Origin of the sequence: Thauera sp. 27 (genome assembly GCF_000310125.2) — a bacterium.
Classification (GTDB): Bacteria; Pseudomonadota; Gammaproteobacteria; order Burkholderiales; family Rhodocyclaceae; genus Thauera; species Thauera mechernichensis.
This window is the reverse complement of sequence record NZ_AMXB01000030.1, coordinates 12,677-25,185: the sequence shown is the minus strand read 5'-3', so window position 1 is coordinate 25,185 and position 12,509 is coordinate 12,677. Positions and strand designations below refer to the sequence as shown.

11 protein-coding genes are annotated in these 12,509 nt (G+C 58.0%); 2 read left to right on the top strand and 9 right to left on the bottom strand.

Features of this window, described 5'->3' with window-relative positions; translation table 11 throughout:
- Positions 1-74 precede the first annotated feature (74 nt).
- From B447_RS15550 to B447_RS15525, 6 genes are all read right to left on the bottom strand, one after another.
- A complete protein-coding gene (locus B447_RS15550; RefSeq protein ID WP_002942478.1) occupies positions 75-713 on the bottom strand; it encodes a DUF4400 domain-containing protein in 639 nt (212 codons plus the stop codon).
- Positions 703-1,287, bottom strand: a complete 585-nt coding sequence (locus tag B447_RS15545) for a hypothetical protein (protein WP_002942472.1) — start codon at positions 1,285-1,287, stop codon at positions 703-705. Before B447_RS15545 ends, B447_RS15550 begins: the two co-directional genes overlap by 11 nt.
- A gap of 7 nt (positions 1,288-1,294) precedes the next feature.
- The gene (gene traD / locus B447_RS15540) at positions 1,295-3,184 is read right to left on the bottom strand and encodes a conjugative transfer system coupling protein TraD (protein ID WP_002942471.1); all 1,890 of its coding nucleotides are present in this window, start codon (positions 3,182-3,184) and stop codon (positions 1,295-1,297) included.
- Entirely contained in the window at positions 3,181-4,875 is a 1,695-nt protein-coding gene (gene mobH, locus B447_RS21900) for a MobH family relaxase (protein WP_002942470.1), read from the bottom strand. The genes traD and mobH overlap by 4 nt, the downstream gene beginning before the upstream one ends.
- 224 nt (positions 4,876-5,099) lie before the next feature.
- A complete protein-coding gene (locus tag B447_RS15530) occupies positions 5,100-5,747 on the bottom strand; it encodes a FlhC family transcriptional regulator (RefSeq protein ID WP_002942469.1) in 648 nt (215 codons plus the stop codon).
- A gap of 2 nt (positions 5,748-5,749) precedes the next feature.
- Positions 5,750-6,040: a flagellar transcriptional regulator FlhD gene (locus B447_RS15525; RefSeq protein ID WP_002942468.1), complete on the bottom strand. Its 291-nt coding sequence runs from the start codon at positions 6,038-6,040 to the stop codon at positions 5,750-5,752.
- A 277-nt stretch (positions 6,041-6,317) separates the two neighbouring features.
- Between B447_RS15525 and B447_RS15520 the strand changes: the two genes are divergently transcribed.
- Both B447_RS15520 and B447_RS15515 read left to right on the top strand, forming a co-directional pair.
- Positions 6,318-6,962, top strand: coding sequence for a S24 family peptidase (locus B447_RS15520; protein WP_002942467.1), 645 nt, complete (start codon positions 6,318-6,320; stop codon positions 6,960-6,962).
- Between the two features lie 57 nt (positions 6,963-7,019).
- The gene (locus B447_RS15515) at positions 7,020-7,817 is read left to right on the top strand and encodes a hypothetical protein (RefSeq protein WP_002942465.1); all 798 of its coding nucleotides are present in this window, start codon (positions 7,020-7,022) and stop codon (positions 7,815-7,817) included.
- Positions 7,818-8,020: 203 nt separating this feature from the next.
- Here the strand turns inward: B447_RS15515 and B447_RS15510 are convergent, their stop codons facing one another.
- From B447_RS15510 to B447_RS15500, 3 genes are all read right to left on the bottom strand, one after another.
- Positions 8,021-9,061 carry a DUF7146 domain-containing protein gene (locus tag B447_RS15510; RefSeq protein ID WP_002942463.1) on the bottom strand — a complete coding sequence of 347 codons (1,041 nt, stop codon included), beginning with the start codon at positions 9,059-9,061 and terminating at the stop codon, positions 8,021-8,023.
- A 281-nt stretch (positions 9,062-9,342) separates the two neighbouring features.
- Positions 9,343-11,124, bottom strand: coding sequence for a cobaltochelatase CobT-related protein (locus B447_RS15505; protein WP_002942461.1), 1,782 nt, complete (start codon positions 11,122-11,124; stop codon positions 9,343-9,345).
- Between the two features lie 20 nt (positions 11,125-11,144).
- On the bottom strand, positions 11,145-12,260 hold the full coding sequence (locus B447_RS15500) for a DUF3150 domain-containing protein (protein ID WP_051018828.1): 1,116 nt from the start codon (positions 12,258-12,260) through the stop codon (positions 11,145-11,147).
- Between the last annotated feature and the right edge of the window lie 249 nt (positions 12,261-12,509).

Here is a 12,509-nt window from a genome sequence, read left to right as displayed (position 1 = left end):
CAAACACTCCTTCGGCGTAAAACAGCCGAAAATGGCTGTTTTACGCCGAAGCTTCATACTCGATTTTGACGCCTCTATCGAGGTAGGATCTGGGAGGCGTTGGCGATGCTGATGATGATCGGTATCGCAGCTATCAGGGCCCAGAATGGGATGAAGAAGGGCGTCATAGGCATTGGGGCCATCAAGTACAGCACTGGCAACATCATGATGAGAACACTCATGTGCATTGCGCCAGCATATAGAGCTGCGCCGTACTGCCCGAACGTTACGAACTTGATTTTTCTTCGTGTGACGCCCTCGCCTACCGCTGCTAGAAGGAAGGGAAGGATAAACGGTAGCCAGCTCACGAAGATCATGACCCGTAGGATCATCACATAGGTGAGTGCCGCAAAGGTATCTAGATAGTTGTTGGTCAGCCCTGTGACAGCGCGTGATGCTCCGCCCACCATGGCCTCCCCAAGCTCTTGCTCTTCACGAGTCACATACGCGCCACGGGTCTTTTGAATGAGGCCAGTATCTATGAAGAGCGCGTTGTAGGTTTCCGTTGCGCTTCTGGCTAGCCCCACAGTGTCGCTTGTGCCGAACGCAGACTCAATCAAACCAAGTTCGGTTCGGGCGTTTTCCCACATTGCTTGCGGAGAACTCACGATCGGGATCGCCAGCATCAACGCAAAGCAAATCGCGACCCAAAGGAATACATGTTTAAAGAACATACCCGGTCACCAGGTCATAGATTTCTTCAGAACGCTCGTACCGGAGAAGATAAGACGCCATGATCATGGACCCGGATTTGATCTGTTTCTCTGTAGGTGGCTCTTCTGCGTTGTAAAAGCCAATCCTGTTCGGATGGACCTTTTTGACCCAGTCAATCAACGGTTGTCCGAACGGAAGCCAGATCTGTGTCCTACCGTCCTCCCATATTGCGAATGCCGTCTTGTATTGGAACGACATTGCGGTCCTGTGCAAAGCAGAGAGGAAAGCCTGCTCGTTTTCCTCGAGTCTGCTACCGTTCTTTGCGCTCTCCGTGTATGCGTTTGCCCCGGCGAGGATCGATTCCGCGAGCAGTGTGGCGCCATCAGCGGAGCCCGGGTAGTGATGGCTGAACATCCGCGCCAGTCGGATACACACAGTCTCAAGGTCGGGGCAGTTCATCCAGATGGAGCGTACAACGCCTTGCATTCCCGATTGCAGCAGCGCCTGTTTGACTGAGTGTTCGCCGCTGACGTACTGGTCGGGCGAGGTTTCATAGCTCAGGAGGTCATAGGTGGAGAAGGTCTTCATGGACATATGGCGCTCATTCGTTGATGATTTTGGGAAGACGGCCCTTGATCAGGCGTCCACCTGACATAAATGCGATGTAGTGCAAGTTGGGTAGCATGCCAAGTAATTCAGGCGCAAAGATTTCCGCCTCTGTTTCCTGAAGACTCTGCGAGGTCTGGTTGCGGTAGTCCATCCCCGCATTGTCGGTTTGCTGTCCTGAGCCGATTGATCTCGAGATCGATTGGACGTGTGTGGTCCCGAAGGTTTCCACAACGAAGTCCTGTGTCTGGCGATCTTTCGTGCGAAGGGCGATCAGGTTGTTGCAGTTGCCTAGGATTTGCCTGGCACGCGCTTCATCGCCCATACGCGCAATGAAGTCTGGAAGCGTCTGTGCAGCAAGCGTTGCGACGAAGCCGGCCCCCCTACCCTTGTTGAGAATTTGGATCAATGGCAGGTTCACGACCTCAGCTGCTTCGTCTACGTAGAGCTTGATCTTCTGCTTCAATTCATGGTCAGAGCCGTAGTTGTAGCGTTCGCCCGCCACGGCCGCGAAGTCGGCAAGGATTACGCTTCCCAGAGCCGATCCCACAGTAGCGTTCGAGAGTGAATCGAGCCCCAGATATAAGACATGGTTACCATTGACGATCTTTTTCGTGTCGAAGATCGACCTGGTGTCGCTCATGTCATTTGCGTCGGGGGAAAGCATCTTCCCCAACTCTCCGGCAGTGAGCATGACCAGCAAGGGCACCAGGCTGGCCAGGATTTTCCCGAGGTGTTCCCGGTTGTGTTCGACCATCGAGAGGAGGCCATCAACAGAAGGCTCCCGCCGTGATTCAGGCACCTCATGCTTGTAGTAGTACACGTATGCGATGAGCTCGGCGGTACCACCCATTTTCGAGGGCAACTTTCCGTCGCGCGCACGCTGAACCACCGGTGCAAGAAGCGTTTGCCAGCGATCCACGTTTCGACTCAAATAGGTGCGAAGCACCTCTTCCATCAACCCTTCGGGTCCGCCCTCGATGAAGCGACGAAGACGCATGAGGTTGGGCATCTGATCGACGTAGATGAGGCCTTCGCTCACAACGTGCACCGCCTTCCACGCCATCTGAGTGAACGAATCCGACCCTGACTCCGACGGCATTAGCGCTGCGATACGTGACGCGATCTCGGTGGCGTTGTTCCAGTTCTTGAGTGGATCGAGACGGATTGAGCGCGACGGAAATGCCGGATGGAACTCGACAAATGCATTTGGCCGCCCCGCCATCTTGCAAGCGGCCTTAGCGATGTCTCGCAGCTCCTTGTCTCCCTTTGGATCGATGATCACAACGACATCGCCACGGAGAATGTCCTGCGTGATCAGAGCTTCGAACAGTCGTGTCTTGCCGGCACCGGTGGTTCCGAAAACTAGGTTGTGACCTTCGACAGACGCCAGAGGTACGAAGATGTGCTGTTCCTTCTCATCCAGGCCGAGTCCGTGGATCCACGGTTTGCCGACTACTTGCTGTTTGGCACGGGTCGCGCCCTTGAGCTTGAGGTACCAGGACGGTGGCAGGATCTCGTGGTCAGCGCGCTTGCGGATATCGAGGGCACGCTGAGTGTGCACCGGCGTCCAGTCAAAGCCGAAGCCCATCCAAAGATCCGAGGGCGAACAGCCCATCAGTTTCTTCAGGACGGAAGCCTTCATGTAGGCGAAGCTCTGACCGAAGAGCATCAGCTTGAAGTCCCATAGCTTCGTGACCTGGTACCAGCGCCACGACGCCAGGAGCGAAGAGATCCCCGCCATCCAGATGAACGCCGCTTTTGGCAGGCTACTGAAAAGGATGATGACGACCATAACCAGTGTTGCGGCCGTCCAGCAGACGGCTGCGATCGCTTCATAGGCCGGGCGAACAGAGTTCTCAAACCGTCTCAGCGCGATGCTCATGCTACGAACCCCATGTCGATTGCGACGTGCAACTTGATTACGATTGCCCGCTGCGACTTACCATTGATCTGCACCTCGATGATCTTCTTGTTCGGCTTGTCAGAGGGGGTGTATAGCCATCCCGCCTTCTGAACCGCCACAGCGAACGTTGTGATGTCGATGCCGTACGAAGCGAGATGCTCTAGACCGATTGCGTATCCTTCCTTGCACTTGCCGGCCTCGTTGGTGATCTTCCCTGCCCGCAAATCATCAAGTAGTGCGCCGAAGACATCGCGGGTGAGCGCATCGAGTCCGTTGCCGAGCTCGGGCTTCACCTTTTCGGCAAGATCGATCTCTGTTTTTGGTTGTCGGTCCTTGCTTTGGCTTGGTGCAACTCGAGACTTGTGCCTTGTGCACGGCTCCGGTTCAGCGGAGCTAGTGATTGAAGGTTTCGGTGCGATGGTTGCCGGCTTTTGCGAGGCTTCCGTAGCCGATTCGGAGGGGCAGGGCTTCTCTGGCCCGGTTTTCGGGGCCTGCTCGAGTACAGACGACGATGTGGCCGTAGGCTGTTCCTCTGATCGAACGCCTGACGTGTTATCCGAGGCAGTCTTCGACTCGACACGGCTTGTCAGTACGCCTGCACTTTCTGGGGCGTCGAAGAGCGCTCCGAAGATCGTGTCTGGGTTCGCAAACTTGACTGCCGCAAGCTCATTGGATGACAACGGGGGGTACACCGTCCAGAAATAGCCCCCGTCGTGATGTGCTTCAAATACCTGTGCTTCTGCCAGGATTTCCAGGATTGTCTGGGAGTCCTGGGGGATACCGGCCATGCCTTCCTGGCGCAGCATGTCCAGCATCTCATTAGCGGCCGTTGGCCAGATCAGGAAAAGGCCCTCATCTCCGAACCAGAGACGACTCTTCTTGACGTTGACGGTCCACTTGCCAGCTTTGAGGAGTCGGCGCATCGCATCGAGCAGATGGGGCTCGGTGTGTTGGCCGACGGTGAGTTTCCCGTAGGTCTGAGGTCGAATCGCGTTGTCTCGTGCGACGACTTTTTCGCGAACTACCTCGATGATCCTTGCCATCGGATGAGGGTTGTGGGAGCCGAACGATCCGGTGATCACATCGATCATTGTCGGCACGATGTCGTTGGAGCCCTCGTGGAGGTACTGAAGGGCAACGTCAGGGATCAATCGGTGGGCAAGGGTTGCTGCCGCACCGCGGCCCGGGCGTTGCTTGCCTGGGCTCTGATCGATCCAGCGAATGTAGTAGCGTTCTACGCCTTTCTCTTCGAGCCAATCCCCAAGAGGGAGTCTGTATGTGGGCCATTGGTCACCATCGGGGGCAGTGACGATCATGGTCGTGATCGGGCGGTACAGTTCGCAACACATGCCAGCAAGCCAGGTCGCGTAGCGCCAGCGAGGCTCGAGTAGGCGCCTGCGCTCTACGCCGGCACGTGCTGCAAAGATCGTGGCTTCGCTTGCCTGAAGCGAGTAGAACCCCAATTCAAGGGATAGCCTGAACAGCCCACCAGCGCCTTGGTGGGTGCCTGTCTCAGTTGCAGGCAAAAGGTTCACGCCGTTTGCGAGATTCGTGATGACTGTTCCATAGAGCCGCTGGTACTCATCATCGCCGACACCTGTTGCTAGCCGAAGCCTGTGCAGTAGATCGGCTTGTGTAGCAAGTACCTGGTGTGCCGGATAGAAAGTCACCCCGGTGTCTGATGGGGGATAAACCGGTGTTGAGGGGGTTGCCCGTGGTCGCTGTGATGTGTTTGGGCTTGGCGTGACCTGCTGCGATGAGGGTGCAGTAGTCGGACGCGCGGTGAGAAAGGAGGCCAGCTTGCGGAGCATCATGGAGAAGATGATGCCCGGTTCAGCTTGAGTGGCTCGGCTTGCAAAACACCGATTTTCCGGTGTTTTGTGATGGGTTTTGCCTAGATGTAGCGCTGATGGACTGCCGGAGGCGCCTCGTATGGCATCGCAATCACGCCGACTTCAATCTGAGACTGAGACGATCGTCTTCCACTCTCGCTGGTTGCTGTCTCAAGTTCAGGATTGAGCACTGCATCCACCAAGTTGTCATGATTGGCCAAGAAGCGGCGCATGGGGCAGTGCCGGTGATTGACTACTTCGAGGGTCCGGTGAACGTAACGGGCGCTGCAGCATGGGCACTTCACGAGGGTTATCGTTCGAAGCGCGATCAGTTCGCGGTAGAGCCCCCAGACGCGATCGAATGAGTAGGGGTCTGCTTCCGTCGCACCGAATGTGATCATGTACTGCTTGTATGCTGTAAGCAGGGCGTCAATGTCGTGAGCGCCTGCTGCCCTGGATCTCTCAAAGATATTCAGTACGAGAGAGGATTGAAGGCGTCGGGATGGCCCCGCGAGGTAGTGCTCAACATTGGACGGGAGAGGCCCCTTCGGGGGGCGTTTGCCGTTGTGTGCAACCCAGAGGTTAACGATGAGCTCGGTGGGGAAGGAGGGCAGAAGCGCACGAATCACCGGGGGGCGAGCGCCCGCGATACACAGCTCATTGACCCTGCGTAATGTCTCCTGATCAAGGACGGCCTCCTTCAGACTCATGATCAGGCCCCTGCGATAGTCGCGTACGCCCTGCTGGACTCCTGCGGGATCTTCGTCAGGGCTGCCAGCGTCTCGATGTCGATAGCTGGGCGGAAGAGAACCCGCTCGGTACTGCAGATCTTCTGTATCTGTGACATTGTCAGCTCTGTTACGAACTTCGCGAACCTCTGATCAGTACCGAACTCGGCGCATGCTGCGTTCAGGTCTTTGCTCGCGGCGTCTCGCAGGGAGAGCATGAACCATAGGTTCAGATCTTGGAGGTGGGAGAGATGTCCAGTGTGTGACGTGATCATAATTGGTGCCGGCGTGGGTTTCGTTCCTGGGGCTTACTATATCGTTTGACGCGCAGAAAACAATGGCGATGAGCGGAGAACGATACAGCAGATCCCATGTGGATACATCCCCTTACCATTGCCTCCAACCATGATTTGCCTTTCAATGTGTGATCTACGTCACAGACCGAGGATGGCTGCCTATTGATTATTTTACTTACGCGTGCATCTACTGTATTTGCCAATTATTGCGTTTTTGGCATAAAGCACGTTAATTGTGTAATCACCATTTATCTCAATGACAATCACAATTCAGCAGCAGTTCTCCATCAACCTCAACGCACTTCTAGACGAGGCTGGCGTGCCTGCCAGTGGTTTCGGAAGGTCAAAGCATGTAGCTACATCCATGGATGTGGGGGTTGCCACGGCTGGAAAGTGGCTAAGCGGCAAGCAGATCCCCGAATACGACCGGCTGGAAAGAATGAAGGAGTGGCTTGGCTGCTCGTTTGACGATCTGCTGGGGCGCACTGAGGCGCGTGGAGGACGCATTCCGGCACGCGCGGAAAACGTGTTGCTTAACATGGTCGGCACTCGGTCTGCGACTCGAATCTCGATCTGTCCGGATGAGCCGGCCAGCATCCGCTCTGATGGTGTGTATGCTCTTCCGATCGAAGGGGATGTGATGAGCCCGTACGTCGTTGATGGCGACATGGTCTGCTTCATGCCTGCGATGAGCGCCCACACCGATGGGGTGTACGTGATCCATGTTGCGGAGCGCTACATTGTCCGCAGGGTGAATCTCACCACTCGAGGCACTGTCAAGTTGATTGCTGAGAATGCGCGCTACGAAGCCGAAGAGGTAGATCTCGCAGAAGAGGTCAAGCGCCGAAATGGCGTCAGGATCGTCGGAGTCGTCTGCGCGCGAATCTTGGTTAATCGTTGACCTCATAGAGAAGCATGGGACGATGGGTTCATCATTCTTCGATAGAATTTTGAACTTATGAACATCCTTACCGTACTGGCGAGAGCCACCGACAACGCCGATCAGTTCGAGGTCTACTGGGCAAATGGCGTCCAGAAGCAGGGGCTTCTGAGGGTCAACGTCCCCAGCCACGGCACGGACAAAGATGTCATCGCCGAACTGGGGGCATTGCACCATTTGCTGGTCGTCAAGGGTATCTTTGGCCAGGACCGTGCCGGGCGAGCTGCCCAGAAGCAAGGGGCTGGCATCATCCATGATGAGGACGCTGATCGAGTTCAGCTCCATGTGACGTCTGGCCAAATCAAGAAGTTGATGCAACAAAAGTCCAAGAAGTTGCATTTGAGCCCCTACTCCTTTTTCCTGGCCACCCGGTTTGCGGGCTCGAACATCAGCGTCTCCCATGACCGTCAGTGGATCAAACCTCGGGCGTTGGAAAACGTCGAGGAAGTCACCGTAGGTCCCGCGCTTGATGACTTGATGGATGTCCCCGGGGTGGGGCTTGCTGCCGTCAGCGTACATGCGATCGAGCAGATCCAGCGCCGTGGCAACGGACTCTCGCTTGCCGAGGCCTGGCACCAGATCAGGCGCGTTGTCCGGACGCTGGATTACGAAGTGGCTGTGAGCGACGAGAAGCGTCGTCGCGATATCGATCGACACGGGTACTCTGGCCGCTACCTTTACTCCACATTGACCGAGTGGAACGTGATCGTTGCTCCGGCAAAAGGGCTTGATCGTGCTGTGCCGGTTATAGCCACCGCTTACTTCGAGCGTCGTCCACAGACCGAGTTGGTGCGAATCGTGAAAGTTGCAGCCTGAGCTTTTCCAGGGTGATGGCCTGTTGGGCATCTCGGAGCGTCGTGTTGGCGTGGGTGTCATGCGGCAATGATGTCTCCCTTTTTTACGCGGCGCCTCTGCAAGATGGCCCAAAACCTTTGAGTTGCGGCCATGCCTTTTGACACAGACATGGCGCCCATAAGCAAAACCCCCCGTGACATCACTGTCTCGAGGGGTTTGGCAACTCACGCCCGCTGTCTAGCGGCTTCTCTCTTAGCCAGATGGCCTATCCACACGTCGTGGAAATCGGTCCCGGCCTTGCACGGCATCATCACCTTGACCTTCAGGCCCTGGGCTTCGAGCCGTTCTTTGAGGACTTTTGCAGCGTCCTGCCCTGCCCTTCGCCCCTTTTCATCCGGGCTGTCGTTGTCAGCAAAGATGATCACCGTCGTGACCCCCTTGGGCGGCTGAAAGCCTTCCATGATCTTTGCGCTGATCGTCGCCCACGTCGGGATGCCCGTGAGGGCATGCGCGGCAAAAGCAGTCTCGATGCCTTCCGCCACACCGAGTACCTCCTTTTGTGGCATCAGACGAATGGCCCCCCCATTCAGCGGAAGTCCTCTCATCAGTTTCTTGGGGTTCTCCACCGGTGCCTTCTTGCCGCTATCGCTCAAGTAGGTCCGGTGAATCGTCACCGCTTTTCCAGCGGCGTCGACCACCTTGGCAAGAACGGCGGGGAAGTACCCCACCACCTTGAACCCGACACTTCCATCCGGGTGCTTGACCTTTACTGAGTAGGCCAGGCGGGGATGAAACCTCAACGAAGAGGGCATCTGAGCAATAGGGAGCTTTCGCACCTGCGTCAGATAGCGCCACGCCGTATCGCCGTAGAGCACAGGGCGTCCCTTGTCCCACGCACGGCGAAGATCCTCGATGCGCCGCTGACCATCGGAAGGGCCCGCTGGCGGTTTGTGAGCCTTGGGCGTCGCAGCCGGAGGAGGAGTACGCTCTCCCTCGCCAAGCACTCTGCGAACGAAGTCCGCGGCGTCCTTGAATGCGAAGCTCTTGAAGCCCATGAGGAGCTTGAATCCATCTCCTGCCCCGCATCCGTTGCAGTAGTACGTTCCTCGCCCTTCTTGATCATCGAACCTGAACCGGTCTACACCCCCACAAAGAGGGCACGGATGGTGGTTCCCGTCGAGGCTGTCACCGTCAATGCCGGCTGCCTCCAGAATTTCGTACCAGTGGCTGTTTGCCAACTGGCGCGCGTCGGTACGCTGCATCATGCTTCCTCCTTTCTTTCAATTTCCCCAGCGGGGGCCCACCAAAGAGCTCAAGTAATGGCCGAACGCTTTGGAAGGCCCCGGACGGAGCCTTGCGGTTGAATAGATCTCACCCGAAGGTGAGGACGCCTATGGCGCATTGATGTGCTGGTTGAGCCCAGCTGCCAGCAGCCACAAGGACTGCAAGAAAGGGGAAGCCTCCAAGCGGCTTTCTGAACGACCGTCACTGCGGTGGTTAAGAAAGCCGCCCCGAAGGGCGGGCAACCAAATGGTTGCTTGAAAGGTTATGCGGCGTGGCGAAGCAGCTTGCGCTGCATCATCTGGAACACCGCATGCGGCATCTCGGTGATGCTGTGGATGGTTCGGCTGTCGGGGAAGTAGTCGTGAGCGTCATGGCCGATCCCCAGGCACATGATCTCGACGCCCTCCTCCTCGAGCATCTGCTTCATCTGCTTTACCCGCTCGCCGTTGTTAGGCTCGCCGTCGGTGCAGATGAAGAGGATCTTGCGTTCCTCTTTGCGAGGCACGAGATTCGATCCAGCCCACAACATGGCCTCCGCCATGGGCGTGCCCCCTGCCGCCGAAACACCGGTGAAGCAGTCGGCACACGTGCGCAATGTGTCGTTGAAGTCGGCAAGGACCTTCACCCCTTCATGCCCATCGACGTTCGCGGGGAACGTCGCAACAGCGGCACTCACCCCGTAGAGCTTGTCGAGGGCGGCGTACAGCCCCAGTGCGGCGTCGACCGCGAGGGCGATTCGGCTCGACATCGACCCGGACGCGTCGATCAGGATGGTCACGGCCGTATTGACCGCGATACCCTGCTCGACCCGCTCGAACACCCTGGGGTTCAGGGTCTCCAACCGATACAACCGGTTGGTCGCCAATCGCGTACCCGTGCGCCCGATCCGCCGATGCGACTGAGCGACCGCCTCCATCTCATTCGACAGCCGGCGACGAAGTGCTCTCGTCTCGGCTGACACGCGCGCCAACATCTCCGAAGCATGGCCGTCGCCCTTGGTGGCCTTGACCGATTTCGGGAACTTGATGCTCTCGTAGCGACGTTGCTTGCCGATCTGACCCAGCGCCTCCTTGAGCAGATCACCCACATCGACCATCCCTTTGTTGTCCTGACCGGACAGGATGTTCTTCAGGTTCTCCGCCTTCTTCGTCGGGTCAGGCGCCCCGCTCCCGGCCCCTGCGCCTTGCTGCTGCGTGGGGTCGTTCTGCGTCGAGGGGTCACCTTGCTGGCCTGTGGCGTTTCCCGCTGCCGAACCGGACTGATCCTGCTTGCCCGGCTGGCCTTGTTGCGGCTGATTCGACCCGCTCTGCTGCGAAGGATCGCCTTGTTGGTTCCCGGCGCCTCCGCTTGCCGAACCAGACTGATCCTGCTGGTCAGGCTGGCCTTGCTCGGGCAGGTTCGAGGGGTTCTGCTCCTCTTCAGCCTTCTTCTGCTCTTCCTCGAGCATCTTGACGATCTCGGTGGCGAGCGTGACCACATCAGCGGTGTTTCGGCAGCTGATCACTTCGTTCATCAGCACGTCGAGGCGTGTGACCGCCGGCTCGGGAAGTAGCTTGCGGCACTGCTCCTCGGCGATGTCCGCGTACTGAGCCACTGCCTTCTGGCCAAGCACGTTGGCACGCAGACGGTACAGCACGAATGCTGCCATGGCCTCATTCGGGGTCATCTCGCCGGACGGAGAGCCGAAGTACCCGGTGGATACAAGTCCATCGACCATCATCGACAGCCGCTGCCGGCCGCCAGGGTATTTCCTGATCTGGCAACCCTCCATCCGGATGTCCTCCAGACGGTTCGCCATGTCGTCGACTACGGGGTTGCTCGGCCAGACCGAAAATGCCGTTTCGGTGACGTGGCCAGCCTCATGCATGATCATGCCGAAGGCCAGCGCCTTGGAGGTCGGATCATCCACCGGAAGGTCCGGCAGGAAGATCGTGATCCCGTCGGTTTCAGGAATTGCGTGGCCGAACTCGACCTGGACGCCGCAAGACTCTGCGAGCATCCGGGCATAGATCGGCAACGCCCCCTTCAAGAGGGCGTGCGTCATGGTGTTCTCCTTACGTTGGATTACGCGAAGAGTCCGAGACTGCGGGCGGGGCGCTTCACCGGAGGCGGCGAAACGATCCCAGCAGCGAACGGATCGGATTGAGTGCTTGAGGTCGGCTGTGTGGCTGCACCGCCGAAGAGATCCTCGAGGGGCGAAGGTTGCGCCGGGGTGAGAACCGGGGCGGCAGCTTCGCTTGCGGTTTCCACAATCACTTCGGCCAGCTCGTCTTCTTCCTCGGCCAGGCCGGGGACAGAAGCCTCAAAGGCCTTATCGACTGCAGCGCCATCAACGACCATCTGACCGTAGCTGATCATCCGGTCCACGTCGGACAGGATGAACACCAGGCCATGCAGCGCACTGAGCGACATCCCGTCGATCCATCCCGCTTTGGGAAGAAGGCCGGTTGCATGGTCGATCGCGCCGATCAGCGGCTGAACTCGGGTGTCGAGAAACGACAGGCCCAGGAGCTTCGCGCGGATGGTGCGGATCGGTGACAGGATCTTTTGCGAGACCCGATCCCGACCGAGCAGGCTTTGCTCCATCACCAGGGCGGCTGCCTTGGCGATTTCGCGGTACAACTGCCCCGACAGCCCCTTGAGTTCGGAGGACAGACCCTTGTTCAGGGCGCTGTTCTCCTCAGCCTCATCGGCCGCCGCCGCCACGACACGGAACGAAGTCCAGCCGTAATGCAGCTTGGAATCCACATCCGCTCGGGTGAGCGCCGCGGCGTTGAGCATCGAGGACCACTCGGGGTGAGCGGCGATCCAGGTGCTGACGGTTGCGTCGTAGTTGGCCAGGAAGTCAGCCTTCTTCTTCGCAAAACGCGCACCGATTTCATCGAGCGTGGCCGCAAGATCCTTCGCGGCTGGTTCCGGGACGGCATAGCCGCCAAGGAAACGAATGCCGATCTTGGCGCACTCGCGGTGCGCCTCCTTCTTCATGGCTTCGAAGTCGGAGATTTCTTCCGGGTCGATGACCTTCTTGCTCCCGAGGGAGGCAAGCGCTTCGGGGGGAACCTCATCCTCCGACTTGAGTTTCAAGTCCTCCTTCTTGAGCTTGCGGCGGCCACTCCAGAGGGAGATCGCGCCCAACTCGAAGCAGATGACTTTGTCGAGGGTTTGGTCTTGTGCTTGCATGGTGTCCTCCAGCAAAAGCGGGAACACCACTCCCCAGTGGGGAAGTGAGTCCCCAATGGGTTGCAGTAGATGCAGCGTTGCGCTGCTTGATGGGCGAAGACGAGCTTCGCAGGCCCTGAAACACTCAGGGTGGGTGTGAAAATCGGTTGCGGGTCAAAACGCTGGAGGACACCGGCGCCCGCACTCTTCGAATCATTCCACGATCAAGGCCCCTATGCAAGGGCAGAAAACGCAGCGATTTGGTCCCTT

What these genes read in the sequence shown, in the direction of transcription:
- B447_RS15550 (WP_002942478.1), bottom strand. Translation starts at nt 713, where the DNA reads ATGTTCTTTAAACATGTATTCCTTTGGGTCGCGATTTGCTTTGCGTTG.
- B447_RS15545 (WP_002942472.1), bottom strand. Translation starts at nt 1,287, where the DNA reads ATGTCCATGAAGACCTTCTCCACCTATGACCTCCTGAGCTATGAAACC.
- traD (WP_002942471.1), bottom strand. Translation starts at nt 3,184, where the DNA reads ATGAGCATCGCGCTGAGACGGTTTGAGAACTCTGTTCGCCCGGCCTAT.
- B447_RS15530 (WP_002942469.1), bottom strand. Translation starts at nt 5,747, where the DNA reads ATGAGTCTGAAGGAGGCCGTCCTTGATCAGGAGACATTACGCAGGGTC.
- B447_RS15525 (WP_002942468.1), bottom strand. Translation starts at nt 6,040, where the DNA reads ATGATCACGTCACACACTGGACATCTCTCCCACCTCCAAGATCTGAAC.
- B447_RS15520 (WP_002942467.1), top strand. Translation starts at nt 6,318, where the DNA reads ATGACAATCACAATTCAGCAGCAGTTCTCCATCAACCTCAACGCACTT.
- B447_RS15515 (WP_002942465.1), top strand. Translation starts at nt 7,020, where the DNA reads ATGAACATCCTTACCGTACTGGCGAGAGCCACCGACAACGCCGATCAG.
- B447_RS15510 (WP_002942463.1), bottom strand. Translation starts at nt 9,061, where the DNA reads ATGATGCAGCGTACCGACGCGCGCCAGTTGGCAAACAGCCACTGGTAC.
- B447_RS15505 (WP_002942461.1), bottom strand. Translation starts at nt 11,124, where the DNA reads ATGACGCACGCCCTCTTGAAGGGGGCGTTGCCGATCTATGCCCGGATG.
- B447_RS15500 (WP_051018828.1), bottom strand. Translation starts at nt 12,260, where the DNA reads ATGCAAGCACAAGACCAAACCCTCGACAAAGTCATCTGCTTCGAGTTG.